The organism is Psychrobacter sp. 1U2, assembly GCF_051847575.1.
Genome location: NZ_JBPYDC010001123.1, coordinates 1 through 698 on the forward strand (window position 1 = coordinate 1; position 698 = coordinate 698).

The 698-nt window shown below is 44.4% G+C and carries 2 protein-coding genes; both read left to right on the plus strand.

Annotated elements, in window-relative coordinates; translation table 11 throughout:
• The coding region (gene tusD, locus ACS8FD_RS20740; protein WP_439277256.1) for a sulfurtransferase complex subunit TusD at positions 1-308 on the plus strand (308 nt) is incomplete at its 5' end.
• 47 nt (positions 309-355) lie between these two features.
• Positions 356-679 carry a hypothetical protein gene (locus ACS8FD_RS20745; RefSeq protein WP_299220417.1) on the plus strand — a complete coding sequence of 108 codons (324 nt, stop codon included), beginning with the start codon at positions 356-358 and terminating at the stop codon, positions 677-679.
• Positions 680-698: the final 19 nt, after the last annotated feature.

Sequence of the window (698 nt, forward strand, 5' to 3'; positions counted from 1 at the left end):
TCATTGAAAACGATACGCAACCTTTAAATGTCTTTTTTTACGCTGACGCTGCGCATACAGCCAATCGCCTACGCTGGCAGTCAGCGGATCAGACTGACTTAACTCAAGAATGGCAAGCGCTTGCTAAGCAATACCAGCTCTCGCTACCTGTATGCGTCAGCACTGCGCTTAGCCGCGGTATCAGTGATAGTGATAACAGCACACGCCATCAGCTAAATGGTGAAAATATTGCCGATGGCTTTCATTTAGTTGGACTTAGTGAGCTTGCTATAATGATGCAAGGCAACTGCCGTCTGCTACAGTTTTAAGTGCCAATTAAGTACGAATATTCATCATGGATAATAAGAAATAACCTATGAAATTACTCATTCAGCTGCGCACTCCAACGGAGATGGCAAGTTATGAAGGTTGTGCCCTCGCCTTGACGCTTGCAACTTTCGGTCATGAGGTGCAGCTTTATTTAGACGCTCCTGTTTTTGGACTATTAATGCAGCCGAAGTCGCGTTTGCACGGTATGATTCAATCTCTTGAACTATATGATATGCCGCCCGCTTGGCTACCTGAGGATGTATTTAGCGGATGGCTTACAGGCATGGTACCAAGCGATTTAGCCGCGCAGCTTACGCTAATACCAGAAGTCGTTAACTCACAAGATTTTGAGCAGATCTTAGCTTTTTGATGGTATATATTTTTAGATA

Coding starts and splice junctions, on each gene's coding strand:
- ACS8FD_RS20745 (WP_299220417.1), top strand. CDS start 356: ATGAAATTACTCATTCAGCTGCGCACTCCAACGGAGATGGCAAGTTAT.